At 54.4% G+C, this 16,958-nt stretch carries 24 protein-coding genes; 11 read left to right on the top strand and 13 right to left on the bottom strand.

The window, feature by feature from the left end:
- Nucleotides 1-132 precede the first annotated feature (132 nt).
- Nucleotides 133-786: an isoprenoid biosynthesis glyoxalase ElbB gene (gene elbB, locus IM284_RS00510; RefSeq protein ID WP_047367048.1), complete on the top strand. Its 654-nt coding sequence runs from the start codon at nt 133-135 to the stop codon at nt 784-786.
- Nucleotides 783-1,508 (top strand): monofunctional biosynthetic peptidoglycan transglycosylase, encoded by a 726-nt coding sequence (gene mtgA, locus IM284_RS00515; protein ID WP_047367049.1) that lies wholly within the window; start codon nt 783-785, stop codon nt 1,506-1,508. The genes elbB and mtgA overlap by 4 nt, the downstream gene beginning before the upstream one ends.
- Before the next feature lie 38 nt (nt 1,509-1,546).
- Here the strand turns inward: mtgA and npr are convergent, their stop codons facing one another.
- From npr to IM284_RS00570, 11 genes are all read right to left on the bottom strand, one after another.
- A complete protein-coding gene (npr, locus tag IM284_RS00520; RefSeq protein ID WP_025756690.1) occupies nt 1,547-1,819 on the bottom strand; it encodes a PTS phosphocarrier protein NPr in 273 nt (90 codons plus the stop codon).
- Nucleotides 1,816-2,670 carry an RNase adapter RapZ gene (gene rapZ, locus IM284_RS00525; protein WP_014885397.1) on the bottom strand — a complete coding sequence of 285 codons (855 nt, stop codon included), beginning with the start codon at nt 2,668-2,670 and terminating at the stop codon, nt 1,816-1,818. The genes npr and rapZ overlap by 4 nt, the downstream gene beginning before the upstream one ends.
- A 45-nt stretch (nt 2,671-2,715) precedes the next feature.
- The gene (ptsN, locus tag IM284_RS00530) at nt 2,716-3,207 is read right to left on the bottom strand and encodes a PTS IIA-like nitrogen regulatory protein PtsN (RefSeq protein WP_008501443.1); all 492 of its coding nucleotides are present in this window, start codon (nt 3,205-3,207) and stop codon (nt 2,716-2,718) included.
- A gap of 82 nt (nt 3,208-3,289) precedes the next feature.
- Nucleotides 3,290-3,577, bottom strand: coding sequence for a ribosome hibernation promoting factor (gene hpf / locus IM284_RS00535; RefSeq protein WP_014171818.1), 288 nt, complete (start codon nt 3,575-3,577; stop codon nt 3,290-3,292).
- Between the two features lie 22 nt (nt 3,578-3,599).
- The gene (gene rpoN, locus IM284_RS00540) at nt 3,600-5,033 is read right to left on the bottom strand and encodes an RNA polymerase factor sigma-54 (protein ID WP_028014571.1); all 1,434 of its coding nucleotides are present in this window, start codon (nt 5,031-5,033) and stop codon (nt 3,600-3,602) included.
- A gap of 47 nt (nt 5,034-5,080) precedes the next feature.
- Entirely contained in the window at nt 5,081-5,806 is a 726-nt protein-coding gene (gene lptB, locus IM284_RS00545; RefSeq protein ID WP_028014570.1) for an LPS export ABC transporter ATP-binding protein, read from the bottom strand.
- Between the two features lie 6 nt (nt 5,807-5,812).
- Nucleotides 5,813-6,367, bottom strand: a complete 555-nt coding sequence (lptA, locus tag IM284_RS00550; protein ID WP_028014569.1) for a lipopolysaccharide ABC transporter substrate-binding protein LptA — start codon at nt 6,365-6,367, stop codon at nt 5,813-5,815.
- Nucleotides 6,336-6,911 carry an LPS export ABC transporter periplasmic protein LptC gene (gene lptC, locus IM284_RS00555; protein WP_028014568.1) on the bottom strand — a complete coding sequence of 192 codons (576 nt, stop codon included), beginning with the start codon at nt 6,909-6,911 and terminating at the stop codon, nt 6,336-6,338. The genes lptA and lptC overlap by 32 nt, the downstream gene beginning before the upstream one ends.
- The gene (gene kdsC / locus IM284_RS00560) at nt 6,908-7,474 is read right to left on the bottom strand and encodes a 3-deoxy-manno-octulosonate-8-phosphatase KdsC (protein ID WP_047367050.1); all 567 of its coding nucleotides are present in this window, start codon (nt 7,472-7,474) and stop codon (nt 6,908-6,910) included. The genes lptC and kdsC overlap by 4 nt, the downstream gene beginning before the upstream one ends.
- Before the next feature lie 14 nt (nt 7,475-7,488).
- On the bottom strand, nt 7,489-8,475 hold the full coding sequence (gene kdsD, locus IM284_RS00565; RefSeq protein WP_028014567.1) for an arabinose-5-phosphate isomerase KdsD: 987 nt from the start codon (nt 8,473-8,475) through the stop codon (nt 7,489-7,491).
- A 13-nt stretch (nt 8,476-8,488) separates the two neighbouring features.
- Complete coding sequence (locus IM284_RS00570) at nt 8,489-9,466, bottom strand: calcium/sodium antiporter (protein WP_028014566.1); 978 nt, start codon at nt 9,464-9,466, stop codon at nt 8,489-8,491.
- Nucleotides 9,467-9,693: 227 nt separating this feature from the next.
- Here IM284_RS00570 and mlaF point away from each other — a divergent pair, with 227 nt between their 5' ends.
- The 7 genes from mlaF (at nt 9,694) to murA (ending at nt 14,486) form a co-directional block, all read left to right on the top strand.
- Nucleotides 9,694-10,506, top strand: coding sequence for a phospholipid ABC transporter ATP-binding protein MlaF (gene mlaF / locus IM284_RS00575; RefSeq protein ID WP_028014565.1), 813 nt, complete (start codon nt 9,694-9,696; stop codon nt 10,504-10,506).
- Between the two features lie 7 nt (nt 10,507-10,513).
- Nucleotides 10,514-11,296 (top strand): lipid asymmetry maintenance ABC transporter permease subunit MlaE, encoded by a 783-nt coding sequence (gene mlaE, locus IM284_RS00580; RefSeq protein WP_028014564.1) that lies wholly within the window; start codon nt 10,514-10,516, stop codon nt 11,294-11,296.
- Nucleotides 11,297-11,300: 4 nt separating this feature from the next.
- Nucleotides 11,301-11,849 (top strand): outer membrane lipid asymmetry maintenance protein MlaD, encoded by a 549-nt coding sequence (mlaD, locus tag IM284_RS00585; RefSeq protein WP_041911946.1) that lies wholly within the window; start codon nt 11,301-11,303, stop codon nt 11,847-11,849.
- A gap of 17 nt (nt 11,850-11,866) precedes the next feature.
- Complete coding sequence (mlaC, locus tag IM284_RS00590) at nt 11,867-12,502, top strand: phospholipid-binding protein MlaC (protein WP_047367051.1); 636 nt, start codon at nt 11,867-11,869, stop codon at nt 12,500-12,502.
- Complete coding sequence (gene mlaB / locus IM284_RS00595; protein WP_047367052.1) at nt 12,502-12,795, top strand: lipid asymmetry maintenance protein MlaB; 294 nt, start codon at nt 12,502-12,504, stop codon at nt 12,793-12,795. The genes mlaC and mlaB overlap by 1 nt, the downstream gene beginning before the upstream one ends.
- 126 nt (nt 12,796-12,921) lie before the next feature.
- Complete coding sequence (gene ibaG / locus IM284_RS00600) at nt 12,922-13,176, top strand: BolA family iron metabolism protein IbaG (RefSeq protein WP_008501458.1); 255 nt, start codon at nt 12,922-12,924, stop codon at nt 13,174-13,176.
- Nucleotides 13,177-13,226: 50 nt separating this feature from the next.
- Entirely contained in the window at nt 13,227-14,486 is a 1,260-nt protein-coding gene (gene murA, locus IM284_RS00605) for a UDP-N-acetylglucosamine 1-carboxyvinyltransferase (protein WP_028014560.1), read from the top strand.
- Nucleotides 14,487-14,547: 61 nt separating this feature from the next.
- On the opposite strand, the gene sfsB is transcribed toward murA, so the two are convergent.
- Both sfsB and ispB read right to left on the bottom strand, forming a co-directional pair.
- Nucleotides 14,548-14,835: a DNA-binding transcriptional regulator SfsB gene (sfsB, locus tag IM284_RS00610; RefSeq protein ID WP_028014559.1), complete on the bottom strand. Its 288-nt coding sequence runs from the start codon at nt 14,833-14,835 to the stop codon at nt 14,548-14,550.
- A gap of 230 nt (nt 14,836-15,065) precedes the next feature.
- Nucleotides 15,066-16,037 (bottom strand): octaprenyl diphosphate synthase, encoded by a 972-nt coding sequence (ispB, locus tag IM284_RS00615; RefSeq protein ID WP_028014558.1) that lies wholly within the window; start codon nt 16,035-16,037, stop codon nt 15,066-15,068.
- 257 nt (nt 16,038-16,294) lie between these two features.
- Between ispB and rplU the strand changes: the two genes are divergently transcribed.
- Together rplU and rpmA are read left to right on the top strand one after the other, a co-directional pair.
- On the top strand, nt 16,295-16,606 hold the full coding sequence (gene rplU / locus IM284_RS00620; RefSeq protein ID WP_003025032.1) for a 50S ribosomal protein L21: 312 nt from the start codon (nt 16,295-16,297) through the stop codon (nt 16,604-16,606).
- A gap of 19 nt (nt 16,607-16,625) precedes the next feature.
- Entirely contained in the window at nt 16,626-16,883 is a 258-nt protein-coding gene (gene rpmA / locus IM284_RS00625) for a 50S ribosomal protein L27 (RefSeq protein WP_004385076.1), read from the top strand.
- Nucleotides 16,884-16,958 lie beyond the last annotated feature (75 nt).

Below are 16,958 nucleotides of genomic sequence, written 5' to 3' on the forward strand. Positions count from 1 at the left end.
ATTTAGGCCGCACGCAGATAAGATAGCAAATCTTAAATGGTTTGTTACATGAATCAGTGAAATGTGTGAAGCATAGCGTTTTAATCAAAATTATTAATGTGCTTCAGCGAGTTGCAAAGAAGGATCGTCAAGATGAAAAAAATTGGTGTTGTCCTGAGCGGATGCGGTGTTTTTGATGGTTCAGAAATACATGAAGCCGTAATCACGCTGCTGGCCCTGACAAAACAGGGAGCAGAGGTTATCTGTTTTGCACCCGACAAAAATCAGTCGGATGTGATTAACCATCTGACCGGCGAGCCGATGGCCGAAACGCGTAACGTGCTGATTGAAGCCGCGCGTATTGCCCGGGGAGAGATTCATCCGCTGGCGAAGGCAGATGCCGCTGAACTGGATGCGCTCATTGTGCCGGGCGGCTTCGGCGCCGCGAAAAATCTCAGCACCTTTGCTGCCGAGGGTGCCGCATGCACGGTGGACCCTGATCTCAAAGCGCTGGCGCTGGAGATGCATGCCGCGGGCAAGCCGCTGGGCTTTATCTGTATTGCACCGGCCATGCTGCCAAATATTTTCGATTTTCCGTTACGGCTGACGATCGGAACCGATATTGATACCGCAGAGGTCGTCGAGGATATGGGGGGTGAACACGTTCCGTGCCCGGTCGATGACATTGTGGTGGATGAAGACAACAAAGTTGTCACCACGCCCGCGTATATGCTGGCGAAGAATATTGCGGAAGCCGCCGTGGGCATTGAAAAGCTGGTCGCCCGGGTGCTGGTGCTGACGGAATGAGGCATCAGTTTTCCGCAGGCGCATGGGTGAAACGCCTTCTTTTCCGCATCGTACTCGTCCTGGCGGTGTTCTGGGGAGGCGGGCTGGCCGTGTTCAGCATTTTGCCGGTACCGTTTTCAGCGGTCATGGTTGAGCGCCAGCTTAGCGCGTGGTTCTCCGGTGATTTCGGCTATGTTGCCCATTCTGACTGGGTGAGCATGGATGAAATTTCTCCGTTCATGGGGCTGGCGGTTATCGCGGCGGAAGATCAAAAATTCCCGGAGCACTGGGGGTTCGATGTGGCTGCGATTGAAAAGGCGCTGGCCCATAACGAACGTCACGAAAACCGCGTGCGCGGTGCGTCAACGCTGTCGCAGCAGACGGCTAAAAACCTGTTCCTGTGGGATGGCCGAAGCTGGGTGCGAAAAGGGCTGGAAGCGGGCCTAACCCTGGGAATGGAAACGGTCTGGAGCAAAAAGCGTATTCTGACCGTTTACCTTAATATCGCCGAGTTCGGCGACGGGGTATTTGGTGTCGAAGCTGCATCACAACGCTATTTTAATAAACCTGCCAGCAGGCTGAGCATGTCGGAGGCGGCGCTGCTCGCGGCTGTTCTGCCTAATCCTGTCCGCTTCAAGGCCAGCGCCCCGTCAGGGTACGTGCGAAGCCGTCAGGCGTGGATCATGCGCCAGATGCGCCAGCTGGGTGGGGAAGGGTTTATGGAGAGAAATGCGTTAATGTAGGGCGGGTAAGCGCAGCGCTACCCGCCAGAATAGCAGGCCTAATCTTCGTCGAACCCGGCGTTAAACAGCGCAACTACCGCTGCCAGAGCTTCCTCTTCCTGAGGTCCGGTGGCTTCAACCTCAATCTGACGCCCTTTGGCGGAGTCCAGCATCAGCAGCGCAATCACGCTGTTGGCTTCCGCTTCGGTGCCTTCGTCATTACGCAGCAGCACTTCTGCATCGAAACCCTGCATCAGCTCAAACAGCTTCATCGCCGGGCGTGCATGCATGCCCAGCTTATTGGTGATCTCAACGGTTTGTTTTACGGTCATGTTTTACGTTTTTCCAGCGTGCGATGACGGGACTGAACGTTCTTACCGCGCGAGCGGAAATAGTCGGCCAGCTGTTCGGCGATGTAGACCGAACGATGTTTACCGCCGGTACAGCCAATCGCCACTGTCAGGTAGCTACGATTGTTTGTCTCCAGCATAGGTAACCATAGCTCAAGGTAGCTTCGCGTCTGGTAGATAAAATTGTGAACTTCTGTGTGTCGGTCGAGGAACGCCGCCACGGGCTTATCCAGACCGGTCATTGGACGCAGTTTAGGATCCCAGTGCGGGTTCGGCAGGAAGCGCACGTCGAAAACATAGTCCGCATCAATCGGAATACCGTGCTTAAAGCCGAAGGATTCGAACACCATCGTCAGCTCGCGCTCGCGTTTGCCCAGCAGCCGGGTTCGCAGCATTTCCGCCAGCTCGTGAACGGACATCTCTGAGGTGTCGACAATCAGATCGGCACGAGAGCGCAGCGGCTCAAGCAGATCGCTCTCTTCGTCGATGGCGCTCTCCAGCGAAAGATTCTTGCTGGAAAGCGGGTGCAGACGACGGGTGTCGCTGTAGCGGCGGATCAGGGTATTGCGGTCGGCATCAAGGAACAGCAGCTGAGGCGAGAACGCGTCAGGCAGGTTACTCATTGCCTGTTCGAAGATCTCTGGCGATTCCGGCATGTTACGAACGTCGATACTGACGGCGGCGGAGGTTTGTCTCTCCGCTAACGTGCGTGCCAGATCGGGCAATAACACGACCGGCAGGTTATCGACGCAGTAAAAACCCATGTCTTCCAGCGCGCGCAGAGCAACGGATTTCCCCGACCCTGAACGACCGCTGACAATCATCAGCACCATGTTCCGTTTCTCCTCAGGACAACAGATGTGAAGGCCATCACCTGGTTATGCGTCATCCTGATTGCCTTCTGCTTCAGTGATAATTTGATAAAGCTCTTCATCACTTTGGGCTGAGCGCAGTCGACGGCAGATGGTTTTATCCGCCAGACGTTTAGCAACCAGCGAAAGCGTATGCAGGTGGGTCTTGGTCTGGTCGGCAGGCACCAGCAGCGCGAAGAGGAGATCGACGGGCTGGTTATCAATGGCGTCAAAAGCGATTGGGGTTTCCAGCTGCACAAACACACCGACGGCACGCAGGGTATCCTCTTCCAGCTTGCCGTGCGGGATCGCGATGCCGTTGCCGATACCGGTACTGCCCATCTTTTCACGGGTCAGAATGGCTTCGAACACCACCTGCGGCGGCAGGCCCAGCTGTTTTGCAGCTAATTCACTGATGATCTCCAGCGCACGTTTTTTGCTCTGGCAGTGAACGGCACTGCGGGTACATTCCTGGTTAAGGACATTGCTCAGTTGAAGAGCGGAATCGTTGTTCATCATAATTTCACCTAAGCGCTAACTGTACAAATGGCCCGTTGTGTTTCACAACAGGCCGTCCTGCACCCGTTAACTGCCCGGACAATTAGTGTTGTTTCAGTTTATCTTTATGTTTATTGAGCTGTCGCGCAAGCTTGTCAATCAAGCCGTCGATAGCCGCGTACATGTCTTGCCCTTCCGCACTGGCATGGAGTTCACCCCCGTTAACATGCAGGGTTGCATCCGAGATATGAGTCACTTTCTCCACTTTTAACACAACGTAGACCTGATTGATCCTTTCGAAATACTGCTCGAGTTTCGCGAACTTAGCGTTCACGAAGTCACGTAAAGCCTCAGTAATCTCGACGTTATGTCCTGTGATATTGAGCTGCATAGTGTCTTCCTTATCGGTTGTGTCAGACCAGCTGTTTACGCTGGTTAGACGGCGGAATGGATAAAGACTCTCGATACTTCGCAACAGTACGACGTGCCACCATAATACCCTGATCGGACAGCATGGTGGTCAACTTACTGTCACTTAGTGGCTTCGCGGGATTCTCCGCGGCGATCAACTTCTTCACCAGGGCGCGAATCGCCGTTGAGGAGGCTTCGCCGCCACCCTCGGTGTTCACGTGGCTGGAGAAGAAATACTTAAGCTCAAAAATACCGCGCGGACTGTGCAGATACTTCTGCGTAGTAACGCGGGAAATAGTGGATTCATGCATCTCGACGGCCTGGGCGATATCCGCCAGCACCATCGGTTTCATATACTCTTCGCCCTGCTCAAAGAAGGCCTGCTGCTGTTCGACGATGCAGCGGCTCACGCGAAGCAGGGTATCATTCCGGCTCTCCAGGCTCTTGATCAACCATCGCGCTTCCTGAAGATTGCTGCGAATATATTGATTGTCGGAGTCGTTGCGCGCGCTGGTACACATGGAGGCGTACTGCTGGTTGATTTGCAGGCGAGGGATGCTGTCAGAGTTCAGTTCAACGACCCAGCGGTCATTGTGTTTTCTGACCAGCACGTCCGGGATAACGTACTCGGGTTCGCTGGTCTGGATCGACTGACCGGGACGCGGATCGAGGGACTGGATCAGATTTACCGCCTCTTTCAGCACCTCTTCCTTCAGGCGCGTCACGCGCATCAGGGTGCGGAAATCGTGGTTAGCCAGAAGATCCAGATGATCGCTGATGATTAAGCGAGCCTCGTCGAGCCACGGCGTCTCTTTGCTGAACTGAGAAAGCTGGATCAGCAGACAGTCGCGCAGGTCCTTCGCGGCCACCCCGACCGGATCGAAGCGCTGAATGCGTTTCAGTACCGCTTCAATCTCCTCAATCTCAATCTCTTCATCGCCCATGCTTTCCAGAATGTCGTCCAGCGTGACGGTCAAATAACCGGTGTCATCAACGGCGTCGACAATCGACGTGGCAATGGCGCGGTCGGTATCGGAGAAGGGGGTAAGCTCTACCTGCCACATCAGGTAATCCTGCAGCGACTGGGTGGTTTCGCCCTGGTAGACCGGTAGCTCGTCGTCCTGGTAGTCTGCACGCGTGCCGGAAGGGGTCCCGGCGGTATAGATTTCATCCCAGCTGGCATCCAGCGGAAGCTCGTCCGGCATCTCTTTTTGTTCGAGTGCATCCGCGGTGTCGAGCGCTTCTGTGTCCTGTGACTGCTGGGTATCTACCTCGTCATGAAGATCGGCTTGCTCCAGCAGGGGATTGCTGTCCAGCGCCTGCTGGAGCTCCTGCTGGAGTTCTAAGGTGGACAGTTGCAACAGACGAATTGCCTGCTGTAACTGCGGCGTCATCGCCAGCTGTTGGCTGAGCCTTAATTGCAAACCTTGCTTCATGTTCAGAGCATTTTTCTCCGGTTCGGCGTTACGTTACCTCTACCCTATCAGAGTCTGAAGTCTTCCCCAAGATAGACGCGCTTAACATGATCGTCTTCGAGGATCTGCTGCGGCGTACCGTGAGCGATCAGATTGCCCTGGCTCACGATATACGCGCGTTCACATACCGCCAGCGTTTCACGAACGTTGTGGTCTGTGATCAGCACGCCAAGTCCGCTGTCACGCAGATGCTCGATAATGCGTTTAATGTCGATAACGGAGATCGGGTCAACGCCCGCAAACGGTTCATCCAGAAGGATAAACTTCGGATTGGCGGCCAGCGCGCGCGCAATCTCAACACGACGACGTTCCCCCCCGGACAAGGCCTGGCCCAGGCTGTCGCGCAGGTGTTCGATATGAAACTCTTCCATCAGCTCGTTGGCGCGATCCTGACGCTGTTCGTTGGTCAGGTCGTCGCGAATTTGCAGGACTGCCATCAGGTTATCAAAGACGCTCAGACGACGGAAAATAGAGGCTTCCTGCGGCAGATAGCCGATGCCACGGCGCGCGCGGGCGTGCAGCGGCAGCAGGCTGATATCTTCATCGTCAATAATAATGTTGCCGGCATCGCGCGGCACAATGCCAACCACCATGTAGAAGGTGGTGGTTTTACCCGCACCGTTCGGGCCAAGCAGGCCCACAATTTCGCCGGAGTTGACGGTCAGACTGACATCTTCTACGACACGGCGGCCCTTGTAGGCCTTCGCGAGATTTTTTGCAGTTAATGTTGCCATAGCGAATTAGTTACTCTTCTTCTGTGCCGGGGCCTGGCCCTTGCCTTTGTCCTGCAGCTGCGACGGAACCAGCACGGTGGTTACGCGTTTGCCTTTCTCGCTGGAGGCCTGCATTTTTTGCTCTTTCACCAGATAAGTAATCTGGTCACCGGTAATATTGCTGTCCAGCTGTTCCAGATACGCGTTTCCGGTCAGGATGACCAGGTCCTTCGCCAGCTCATAGTGCATATGCGAGGCGTGGCCCTTCACCGGCTTGCCGTTGTCCTGCATCTGGTAGAAGGTGGCCGGGTTGCCGTAACCATCAATGATCTCTTTGCCCTGCTCGCCGCCCGGACGGGTAACGACCACTTTATCGGCGTTAATTTTGATGGTCCCCTGAGTCATGACGACGTTACCCGTGAAGGTGACGACGTTACCCTGCATATCGAGAGACTGAGTGTCGGACTCGATATGGATCGGCTGGTCGGTATCGCCCGTTACAGCAAGCGCGGGGAGACTGGCCGCCAGCATCGCGCTGGCGATAATTACTTTAAGGCTGAGTTTGTTTGTTTTGAATTTCATAGGAGGTTCTAACCTTTTCAATCAGCTCGGCGTTCTTGCTGCGTAAGTTCCCGCGCATTCTTAAACCGCTGGAATTAAATGTTGTGCCATACAGTGTGACCAGATCCTGCGACGTCACGTCCTGGGTTACCAGGTTGATCTGGGCATTATCCGTCGTAATTTTTCGCAGTTGCGAGTCAGCGGTCAGGGCGTTGACTTCAACGTGGCCATACAGATAAAGCATACGGTCATTTGTCAGTTTGGCCCGATCTGACTTAATTGACCACGTCGGCACTTTGTCTTTATCGAAAGTGGTCATGACAGGTTGGGTAAACCACGAAACGCCGTCATCGGAAAAGTATTCAACGTGCTGGGCAATCAGGCGATAATTCAGCGCACCTTCCGGGCTATAGACCACGGTGTCGCTGTGATCGCTTTTATAGGTTGGATCGTTATTGTTGACGACTTCCGTTTGCGTATCGTCGCGATCGGCAAGGTTCACGCCAATCAATACCAGTGCGACAAGCGAAAGCAGAATGATAACCCAACGTCTGGTTTTACTCATATCGATTGCCCTTTGGCTTCATCAAGCTTGCCCTGCGCCAGCAGAAGCAGATCGCAGACTTCACGGACGGCACCCCGGCCACCGTTGATGTGGGTAACGTAGTCAGCGCGCGGGATCAACAGCGGATGAGCATCAGCAACCGCGATGCTGAGACCGACTTCAGCCATCACCGGCCAGTCAATCAGGTCGTCCCCGACGTAGGCCACGTTTTCCGGTGCGATAGCCAGTTTACCCAGTAAATCATTGAACGCTGCCATCTTATCGGATTGACCCTGGTAAAGATGGGTAATGCCTAAGGTTTCACAGCGGTCTTCTACCAGTTTAGCTTTTCGTCCGGTGATGATAGCAACCTCGATACCCGAGGTGAGCGCACAGCGGATACCGTAGCCGTCGCGAACGTTAAACGCTTTCAGCTCTTCACCATTATTGCCCATGTAAATCAGGCCATCGGAAAGTACGCCATCCACATCCAGAATGAGCAGACGAATATTTTCCGCCTTTGCCATCATCTGGTTACTGACCGGACCATAACAGGTTGCAAGGGATGCACCCGCATTACTCATTGTCTTATCCTTTATTACACTACGCCAGCGCGCAGCAGATCATGCATATGTACCACACCCAGCAACTGGTCGCCATCGGCAACCATAACGGAGGTGATATGGCGGGACTGCATCAGGTTCAGCACATCCACGGCCAGCGTTCCCGGACGCACGCGAATGCCGCCGGGCGTCATCACATCGGCAATGCCGAGCGTGCGGACATCTACACCCATGTCGAACACGCGACGCAGGTCGCCATCGGTGAAGATCCCCTGAATTTTCATCAGATCGTCGCACACGACCGTCATACCCAAATTCTTACGGGTGATTTCCAGCAGCGCATCACGCAGGGAGGCTTCTTTGCTGACGTGAGGGATCTCATCCCCGGTGTGCATAATATCGTTTACCCGCAGCAGCAGCTTGCGCCCCAGCGCGCCGCCCGGATGGGAGAGCGCGAAATCTTCCGGCGTAAAACCGCGGGCTTCAAGCAGCGCGACGGCAAGCGCATCGCCCATGACCAGCGCGGCGGTGGTGCTGGACGTTGGTGCCAGGCCGAGCGGGCAGGCCTCTTTCGGTACTTTAACGCACAGATGAATATCGGCTGCACGCGCCATGCTACTTTCCGGACGGCTGGTCATGCAAATCAGCGGCACCTGCAGACGCTTCAGTACGGGGATCAATGCCAGAATTTCATTGGACTCACCGGAGTTGGACAGCGCGATAACGACATCCTGCGGCGTGACCATCCCCAGGTCGCCGTGCGCGGCTTCCCCCGGGTGTACAAAGAAGGACGAGGTTCCGGTGCTGGCAAACGTTGCCGCCATTTTGCGCCCAATGTGGCCGGACTTGCCCATCCCCATCACCACGACTTTCCCGGCACAGTAGAATATCTTCTCACATGCCAGACTAAAATCCTGATTAATGTACTGATCTAACTGCGCCAGACCTTCACGTTCAATCTCCAGAACCTCTTTGCCTGCTTTCTGAAAGTCAAAACCCGGCTGCAATTCTATTTGCGACATAATGCGTTTCCGTTTACCCAGAGAGAAGAGGCGAGAGCCAGTACAGCATCGCCATCCATACGATAAATCCACCCGTCAGCAGCGCGCCTGCGCCTTTGCCGATCTGGCGTTGCCGCCGCCAGCAGAGCAGGGCAAATATCACGCTGACCAGCAACATCACCCCGTAATCGCGTGAAAACGCCAGAGGATTAAACGGACCCGGCGTAATCAGAGCCGGCAGGCCCATGACAATCGCGATATTAAATATGTTGGAGCCGATGATATTACCAATGGCGATGTCATCTTCCCCTTTACGCGCCCCCGCAATGGCGGTGGCCAGCTCCGGCAGGCTGGTGCCGATAGCAATAACCGTCAGGCCAATCGTCAGTTCGCTCATGGCGAAATAGTTCGCCAGTACCGTCGCGTTATCCACGACCATGCGCGTTGCCATCGGCATGATGATCAGCGCAACGCCAAGCCAGAGGAGGGCGACCGGCAGCGTGCCTTCCCGCGGGAGTTCGGCAACCTGTTCACGCGTCAGGCTATCCTGACCCTGTTTTTCCGCCTGGCGGGCAATTTTAACACTATACAGTAACCAGATGACGGCCAACGCCAGCAGGAAAATGCCGTCGCTATAGCTCAATACGCCATCATAAAATACGCACCCTGCCAGCAGGCTTACGACTAACATTAGCGGCAATTCACGGCGCAGAACATCAGAATGCACGCGAAATGGATGGAGCAGTGCCGCAAGGCCCAAAATCAGTAATATATTGACGATGTTAGAGCCAATCGCGGTGCCAATTGCCAGGTCTAACTGACCATGCAGCGACGCCGAGACGGAGACGATGATTTCAGGAAGTGACGTGCCAACGCTGACCACGGTCATCCCGATGACTACAGGCGGTACACCCGTCAGGCGACACAGGATAGATGCAGCAAAGACTAAACGGTCAGCACTGTAGACCACTAACAGTAAACCAATGATTAACAGTGCTGTTGCTAAAAGCATCAAAAGTCCTTTCTTCAGGTATACTTGTCGGTCCATCGCGCGGGAATGGCTGGACTGCATACGGTCTGAGGCGTAACGAATTCCTAATTTTGACTTTATGCGCCGGAAAAGTAAAACAAATGCCAGCTTTCGCTAACCTCAACGGCTAATATTCTGTAAAAATGCGGGGTTAAGGGCTGATTCAGGCTGCACGTCTTAACGTGAGCAGGGTAAGAAAGGAACTATAAATGAGCCAAACGATGGCGAATATCGTCGATGTCCGCGGTGTGAGTTTTTCTCGCGGCAATCGACTGATATTCGATGATATTTCGTTGACCGTACCGCGTGGCAAAATTACCGCCATCATGGGGCCGTCCGGGATCGGTAAAACGACCCTCCTGCGCCTTATTGGTGGTCAGATCCCACCGGATAGCGGTGAAATCCTCTTCGATGGCGAAAACGTCCCGGAGATGTCGCGCTCGCGCCTGTATACTGTCCGCAAACGTATGAGTATGCTCTTTCAGTCGGGGGCGTTGTTCACCGACATGAACGTCTTTGATAACGTGGCCTATCCGCTGCGCGAGCATACCAGCCTGCCGCCTGAGCTGCTGAAAAGCACGGTGATGATGAAGCTTGAAGCTGTGGGGTTGCGGGGAGCCGCGAAGCTAATGCCTTCGGAACTGTCCGGCGGGATGGCGCGCCGCGCCGCGCTGGCGCGAGCCATTGCATTAGAGCCCGATTTAATCATGTTCGACGAACCGTTCGTCGGGCAGGATCCCATCACGATGGGCGTGCTGGTAAAGCTCATCTCTGAACTGAACAGCGCGCTCGGCGTCACCTGTATCGTGGTGTCTCACGATGTACCGGAAGTGTTGAGCATTGCCGATTACGCCTATATCGTGGCGGACAAAAAGATCGTTGCACACGGCAGCGCCCAGGCGCTGCAGGAAAATTGCGATCCACGCGTGCGGCAGTTCCTCGACGGTATTGCTGACGGACCCGTACCGTTCCGCTACCCGGCGGGCGATTATCGTGACGATTTACTGGGAATAGGGAGTTAAGCCACTCATGCTGTTAAATGCGTTGGCCGCTCTCGGACACCGTGGCATAAAAACCATCAGGACGTTCGGGCGTGCCGGATTGATGTTATTCAACGCGCTGGTCGGCAAGCCGGAGTTTAGCAAGCACGCCCCTCTGCTGGTGCGTCAGCTTTATAATGTCGGCGTGCTGTCGATGCTCATCATTATTGTTTCCGGTCTGTTTATCGGCATGGTGCTGGGGCTGCAGGGCTACCTTGTTCTGACAACCTACAGTGCGGAAACCAGCCTCGGAATGCTGGTGGCGCTTTCGCTGCTGCGCGAATTGGGTCCGGTTGTGGCGGCACTGCTGTTTGCCGGACGCGCTGGGTCGGCATTAACGGCTGAGATTGGCCTGATGCGTGCGACCGAGCAGCTCTCCAGCATGGAGATGATGGCGGTCGATCCGCTGCGTCGCGTGATCTCGCCGCGTTTCTGGGCGGGGGTGATCTCGCTCCCGCTACTGACTATTCTGTTTGTCGCCGTGGGGATCTGGGGCGGTTCGCTGGTTGGGGTCCACTGGAAAGGCATCGATGCCGGCTTCTTCTGGTCCGCGATGCAGGACGCCATTGACCTGCGAATGGATCTGGTTAACTGCCTGATTAAAAGCGTGGTGTTTGCCATTACGGTCACCTGGATTGCATTGTTCAATGGTTACGATGCTATCCCGACGTCGGCGGGCATTAGCCGTGCAACTACACGTACTGTCGTACATTCGTCGCTGGCCGTACTGGGCCTGGATTTTGTGCTCACCGCACTGATGTTTGGGAATTGAGTTCATGCAAACGAGAAAAAATGAAATTTGGGTCGGCGTTTTCCTGCTGCTGGCGCTGCTGGCGGCGCTGTTTATCTGCCTGAGAGCGGCAGATATTACGTCTGTGCGCACCGAGCCGACGTATCGCATCTATGCCACGTTCGATAACATCGGCGGGCTGAAGGCGCGTTCACCGGTCCGCATTGGCGGTGTGGTGATCGGCCGCGTATCTGACATTACGCTCGATGAGAAAACGTATCTGCCGCGCGTCGCGATGGATATCGAAGAACGTTACAACCACATTCCGGACACCAGCTCCCTTTCTATCCGTACTTCCGGCCTGCTGGGTGAACAATATCTGGCACTTAACGTCGGCTTTGAAGATCCTGAGCTGGGAACGACTATCCTTAAAGACGGTAGCGTTATCCAGGATACGAAGTCCGCGATGGTGCTGGAGGACATGATTGGTCAGTTCCTTTACAACAGTAAAGGGGATGATAAAAAGTCTGACGATGCCCCTGCGCAGAGTGAAGACCATACCAACGTTGCGCCGACCCCTGGTGCTGCGAATTAATTCAGGAGAAGTCATTCATGTTTAAACGACTGTTAATGGTTGCCATGCTGGTCATTGCCCCTCTCACTGCGGTACATGCTGCGGATCAGAGCAACCCGTACAAACTGATGGACGAAGCTGCGAAGAAAACCTTCGACCGTCTCAAAAACGAACAGCCAAAAATTCGCGCGAATCCTGACTATCTGCGTGACGTGGTTGACCAGGAACTGCTGCCGTATGTGCAGATCAAATATGCGGGAGCGCTGGTGCTGGGGCGTTATTACAAAGACGCAACGCCTGCGCAGCGTGAGGCCTATTTTGCCGCATTCCGTGAATACCTGAAGCAGGCGTATGGTCAGGCGCTGGCGATGTACCACGGTCAGACCTATCAGATCGCCCCGGAGCAGCCGTTGGGTGATGCGACCATCGTGCCTATTCGCGTAACGATCATCGATCCTAACGGCCGTCCGCCGGTGCGCCTGGATTTCCAGTGGCGTAAAAACAGCCAGACCGGCCACTGGCAGGCGTATGACATGATCGCCGAAGGCGTAAGCATGATCACCACCAAGCAGAACGAGTGGAGCGACCTGCTGCGCACCAAGGGCATTGATGGCCTGACCGCGCAACTTCAGTCCATTGCTCGTCAGAAAATCACGCTGGACGAGAAGAAGTAATGTCACAGCAACTCAGCTGGTCGCGTGAAGGCGAGACGTTAAAGCTGTCCGGTGAGCTGGATCAGGATCTGCTGAACCCCTTATGGGATAAACGCCATGAGGCCATGCAGGGCGTGACGCTTATTGACTTAACCGACGTCACGCGGGTGGATACGGCAGGCGTTGCGCTGCTTGCCCATCTGGTTGCGGTAGGGAAAAAGCAGGGGACGAGCGTCACGCTTCGCGGCGCGAGCGATAATGTCGTGACCCTTGCGCAGCTCTACAATCTGCCTCAGGACGTACTGCCTCGTTAATATTTTCAGTGCGTTACTTCCGAAAGCCCTGACAGTTTCATCGTCGGGGCTTTTTGCTTGTTTAAGACGACGCCACTTTGCTCTAAGATGTTGGGCTTGTTTTCACTATCAGATGATTAAGAGCCCATGGAAAATCATGAAATCCAGACAGTGCTGATGAATGCACTCTCCCTTCAGGAAGCCCACGTCACTGGCGATGGCAGTCACTTCCAGGTTATTGCTGTGGGTGAGATGTTCGACGGTATGAGCCGTGTGAAGAAGCAGCAGGCTGTGTACGCGCCGCTGATGGAATATATTGCGGATAACCGCATCCACGCCCTGTCGATTAAAGCGTTCACCCCGCAAGAGTGGGCACGCGATCGCAAACTAAACGGTTTTTGAGCTGAGGGCGACAGGCCCGCAGCACGGTTGAATTTATAAGAGAGCACACAATGGATAAATTTCGTGTACAGGGGCCAACGCGTCTCCAGGGCGAAGTCACAATTTCTGGCGCGAAGAACGCCGCGCTGCCAATCCTCTTTGCTGCGCTGCTCGCGGAAGAGCCGGTAGAAATTCAGAACGTACCGAAGCTGAAAGATATCGACACGACCATGAAGTTGCTCACCCAGTTGGGCACTAAAGTTGAGCGCAACGGTTCCGTCTGGATCGACGCCAGCAACGTGAACAACTTCTCTGCGCCTTACGATCTGGTTAAAACCATGCGTGCATCTATCTGGGCGCTTGGCCCGCTGGTGGCACGTTTCGGTCAGGGTCAGGTTTCGCTGCCGGGTGGTTGCGCCATCGGCGCGCGTCCGGTTGACCTGCATATCTTTGGCCTGGAGAAACTGGGCGCAGAGATCAAGCTGGAAGAGGGTTACGTTAAGGCCTCCGTCAACGGTCGTCTGAAAGGCGCGCACATTGTCATGGACAAAGTGAGCGTAGGCGCTACCGTCACCATCATGTCTGCGGCAACGCTGGCAGAAGGTACCACCATCATCGAAAACGCCGCGCGCGAACCGGAGATCGTGGATACCGCCAATTTCCTCGTGGCGCTGGGCGCGAAGATTTCCGGCCAGGGTACTGACCGCATCACCATTGAAGGCGTTGAGCGTCTGGGCGGTGGTGTGTATCGCGTTCTGCCGGACCGTATCGAAACCGGCACTTTCCTGGTGGCTGCGGCGATCTCTGGCGGTAAGATTGTCTGCCGTAATGCACAGCCAGACACTCTGGATGCCGTTCTGGCGAAGCTGCGTGAAGCGGGTGCCGATGTTGAAACCGGTGAAGACTGGATCAGCCTCGACATGCACGGCAAGCGTCCTAAAGCTGTGACCGTGCGTACGGCTCCGCATCCGGCATTCCCGACCGATATGCAGGCACAGTTCACTCTGCTGAACCTGGTTGCCGAAGGAACCGGTGTGATTACCGAGACGATTTTCGAAAACCGTTTTATGCACGTACCGGAACTGATCCGTATGGGTGCACATGCTGAGATCGAAAGTAACACCGTGATTTGCCATGGCGTTGAGAAACTGTCCGGTGCTCAGGTAATGGCAACGGATTTGCGTGCGTCTGCAAGCCTGGTGCTGGCGGGCTGTATCGCGGAAGGCACAACGGTGGTGGATCGTATTTATCACATCGATCGTGGCTATGAACGTATTGAAGACAAACTGCGCGCGCTGGGTGCCAATATCGAGCGTGTGAAGGGCGAGTAATCGTTCCGGCAGCCCCCTGCCAGAAATGACCGGGGGGTTGCTATTCCTGTCAAAAAAACCGTTATCCCTGCGGTTCTGTTTTTGCTTTTCTCTGGCGCATCATGCGCGTTCTGTCGATAAATTCATGAGTAACAGGATCGTGATAACGTGAAGGCCAGATCACCCACGGGTGCGTTTCCAGCGCCGTCGCGATAATCAATTCTCCCTTTGGCCAGGGGCGGGTCAGGGCGTTGGCCAGGGTGGAAGAACTCAGACCATGGCGGCGGGACTCTGCTGCAAGTGACGTACCTCTTTTGCGCAGTGCCGCAATGATATCTGCCGTATGCCAGTCGATAAATTTCGTATCCATAACGCTGTCCTTAAGTTCGGATTCACCTACGCCGTTTCTTCTGAAACGACTGGCTTACTATACCCATTTCGACTTCTTGTTCTAAAAAGTTCGCGTTACTTGAAGGGATATTCAGAATAAGACATGGCTTTATTCATGCGGGCTCTAACCCGATTCATTTACATGAATGCGGAATTTATTGGTGCGTTTTTGAACCTCCCCGCGATGGATACGGGGAGGTGGGTGCAAGATTAACGGTCGCGTTGAACAGCGATATGGGCAAGACCAATCAGAGCATCGCGCCATGGGCTGTCTGGAATAACCTGGAGAGCTTCGATGGCTTTGTCAGCCTCTTCTTCAGCACGCTGGCGGGTCCATTCCAGCGAGCCGCAGATGGCCATCGTTTCCAGTACAGGTTCCAGAAGATGGCGGCCATTTCCCTGTTCGATCGCCTCACGGATCATTTTCGCCTGGTCGGCCGTTCCGTTACGCATCGCGTGAAGCAGCGGCAGGGTCGGTTTGCCTTCATTCAGGTCATCGCCAACGTTTTTGCCGAGCGTTTCGCCGTCCGCGCTGTAGTCCAGCAAATCATCAATCAGCTGGAAGGCAGTACCCAGGTAGCGTCCATAATCCTGCAGTCCTTTTTCCTGCGCCTCGGAACAGCCAGCCAGGATGCCGGAACACTGGGCGGCCGCTTCAAACAGGCGCGCTGTTTTGCTGTAGATAACGCGCATGTAGTTTTCTTCGGTGATATCGGGGTCATTGACGTTCATCAGCTGCAGCACTTCGCCTTCAGCGATGACGTTGACGGCTTCGGACATCACCTCGAGCACTTTCAGAGAGCCCAGGCTGGTCATCATCTGGAAGGCGCGGGTATAGATAAAGTCCCCGACCAGAACGCTGGCGGCGTTCCCGAAGGCAGCGTTTGCCGTGGCTTTGCCACGACGCATATCGGATTCATCCACAACATCGTCATGCAGAAGCGTCGCCGTGTGAATAAATTCGATCAGCGCGGCGATCGTCACGTGGGCATTTCCCTGATAGCCAACGGCTCTGGCAGCCAGAATGGCAATCATCGGGCGAATGCGTTTACCGCCGCCGCTGACAATGTAATAGCCCAACTGATTGATCAGCTGAACGTCAGAGTTGAGTTGCTCCAGGATTGCTGCATTTACACCCGCCATATCTTGCGCGGTTAACTCGTTGATTTTTTCTAAATTCATCGCAAAAGCCGGGCTTTTTATCCTGTTGATCCCATCTTCAATGGGGTAACGAAGGGTTTCGGTTTATCAATAGTAGTGCTGATTGTACTGAAAAAACGGCTCAGATAAACGTTACCGTACGTGTTGTGTTTTTTTTCTTCATGTATTGACGGTAGCACTTGTCAAAGGCTCGCGTTTTGCGTAATATTCGCGCCCTATTGTGAATATTTATAGCGCACTCTGATTCATACGAGGACGTGCGCGGAAGCGGAGTTTATATGTACGCGGTTTTCCAAAGTGGTGGTAAACAACACCGAGTAAGCGAAGGTCAGACCGTTCGCCTGGAAAAGCTGGACATCGCAACTGGCGAATCTGTTGAGTTCGCAGAAGTTCTGATGATCGCAAACGGTGAAGAAGTCAAAATCGGCGTTCCTTTCGTTGATGGCGGCGTTATCAAAGCTGAAGTTGTTGCACACGGTCGTGGCGAGAAAGTTAAAATCGTTAAGTTTCGTCGTCGTAAACACTACCGTAAGCAGCAGGGCCACCGTCAGTGGTTCACTGATGTGAAAATTACTGGCATCAGCGCCTAAGACCTGAGGAGAGATTTAAATGGCACATAAAAAGGCTGGCGGCTCCACACGTAACGGTCGCGATTCAGAAGCTAAACGCCTGGGCGTTAAGCGTTTCGGTGGCGAATCCGTTCTGGCGGGTAGCATCATCGTTCGTCAACGTGGTACCAAATTCCACGCTGGCAACAACGTAGGTTGCGGTCGTGACCACACTCTGTTTGCTAAAGCAGACGGTAAAGTGAAATTTGAAGTTAAAGGCCCGAACAACCGTAAATACATCAGCATCGTTGCTGAGTAAGGTTTTCTCGGTCCGGTAACGGATTAAAGCCCCGCAACGTGTTGCGGGGCTTTTTACATTGGAAACCCGGAAAAT

This window comes from Enterobacter cloacae complex sp. P12RS, assembly GCF_014895875.1.
In the GTDB taxonomy this organism is placed as follows: domain Bacteria; phylum Pseudomonadota; class Gammaproteobacteria; order Enterobacterales; family Enterobacteriaceae; genus Enterobacter; species Enterobacter bugandensis.

Coding starts and splice junctions, on each gene's coding strand:
- elbB (WP_047367048.1), top strand. CDS start 133: ATGAAAAAAATTGGTGTTGTCCTGAGCGGATGCGGTGTTTTTGATGGT.
- mtgA (WP_047367049.1), top strand. CDS start 783: ATGAGGCATCAGTTTTCCGCAGGCGCATGGGTGAAACGCCTTCTTTTC.
- npr (WP_025756690.1), bottom strand. CDS start 1,819: ATGACCGTAAAACAAACCGTTGAGATCACCAATAAGCTGGGCATGCAT.
- rapZ (WP_014885397.1), bottom strand. CDS start 2,670: ATGGTGCTGATGATTGTCAGCGGTCGTTCAGGGTCGGGGAAATCCGTT.
- ptsN (WP_008501443.1), bottom strand. CDS start 3,207: ATGATGAACAACGATTCCGCTCTTCAACTGAGCAATGTCCTTAACCAG.
- hpf (WP_014171818.1), bottom strand. CDS start 3,577: ATGCAGCTCAATATCACAGGACATAACGTCGAGATTACTGAGGCTTTA.
- rpoN (WP_028014571.1), bottom strand. CDS start 5,033: ATGAAGCAAGGTTTGCAATTAAGGCTCAGCCAACAGCTGGCGATGACG.
- lptB (WP_028014570.1), bottom strand. CDS start 5,806: ATGGCAACATTAACTGCAAAAAATCTCGCGAAGGCCTACAAGGGCCGC.
- lptA (WP_028014569.1), bottom strand. CDS start 6,367: ATGAAATTCAAAACAAACAAACTCAGCCTTAAAGTAATTATCGCCAGC.
- lptC (WP_028014568.1), bottom strand. CDS start 6,911: ATGAGTAAAACCAGACGTTGGGTTATCATTCTGCTTTCGCTTGTCGCA.
- kdsC (WP_047367050.1), bottom strand. CDS start 7,474: ATGAGTAATGCGGGTGCATCCCTTGCAACCTGTTATGGTCCGGTCAGT.
- kdsD (WP_028014567.1), bottom strand. CDS start 8,475: ATGTCGCAAATAGAATTGCAGCCGGGTTTTGACTTTCAGAAAGCAGGC.
- IM284_RS00570 (WP_028014566.1), bottom strand. CDS start 9,466: ATGCTTTTAGCAACAGCACTGTTAATCATTGGTTTACTGTTAGTGGTC.
- mlaF (WP_028014565.1), top strand. CDS start 9,694: ATGAGCCAAACGATGGCGAATATCGTCGATGTCCGCGGTGTGAGTTTT.
- mlaE (WP_028014564.1), top strand. CDS start 10,514: ATGCTGTTAAATGCGTTGGCCGCTCTCGGACACCGTGGCATAAAAACC.
- mlaD (WP_041911946.1), top strand. CDS start 11,301: ATGCAAACGAGAAAAAATGAAATTTGGGTCGGCGTTTTCCTGCTGCTG.
- mlaC (WP_047367051.1), top strand. CDS start 11,867: ATGTTTAAACGACTGTTAATGGTTGCCATGCTGGTCATTGCCCCTCTC.
- mlaB (WP_047367052.1), top strand. CDS start 12,502: ATGTCACAGCAACTCAGCTGGTCGCGTGAAGGCGAGACGTTAAAGCTG.
- ibaG (WP_008501458.1), top strand. CDS start 12,922: ATGGAAAATCATGAAATCCAGACAGTGCTGATGAATGCACTCTCCCTT.
- murA (WP_028014560.1), top strand. CDS start 13,227: ATGGATAAATTTCGTGTACAGGGGCCAACGCGTCTCCAGGGCGAAGTC.
- sfsB (WP_028014559.1), bottom strand. CDS start 14,835: ATGGATACGAAATTTATCGACTGGCATACGGCAGATATCATTGCGGCA.
- ispB (WP_028014558.1), bottom strand. CDS start 16,037: ATGAATTTAGAAAAAATCAACGAGTTAACCGCGCAAGATATGGCGGGT.
- rplU (WP_003025032.1), top strand. CDS start 16,295: ATGTACGCGGTTTTCCAAAGTGGTGGTAAACAACACCGAGTAAGCGAA.
- rpmA (WP_004385076.1), top strand. CDS start 16,626: ATGGCACATAAAAAGGCTGGCGGCTCCACACGTAACGGTCGCGATTCA.